Annotated in this window: 1 rRNA gene; it reads left to right on the top strand. The window is 52.5% G+C overall.

The annotated features are described in order from the left end of the window. Positions 1-278, top strand: a 23S ribosomal RNA gene (locus tag NNN71_RS25050); the annotation flags it as partial.

The following is a 278-nucleotide window of genomic DNA, read 5'->3' as shown; positions in this document are numbered from 1 at the left end:
GCGAGGCCGAAAGGCGTAGTCGATGGGAAACAGGTTAATATTCCTGTACTTGGTGTTACTGCGAAGGGGGGACGGAGAAGGCTATGTTAGCCGGGCGACGGTTGTCCCGGTTTAAGCATGTAGGCGGAGCGTTTAGGTAAATCCGGACGCTTACTAACGCTGAGGTGTGATGACGAGGCACTACGGTGCTGAAGTAACAAATGCCCTGCTTCCAGGAAAAGCCTCTAAGCATCAGGTAACATCAAATCGTACCCCAAACCGACACAGGTGGTCAGGTA

Origin of the sequence: Kluyvera sp. Awk 3, assembly GCF_028069715.1 — a bacterium.
Lineage (GTDB): Bacteria > Pseudomonadota > Gammaproteobacteria > Enterobacterales > Enterobacteriaceae > Kluyvera > Kluyvera georgiana_A.
Note: the sequence above shows the minus strand (reverse complement) of the source record. Positions and strands in the feature narration are given on the sequence as shown.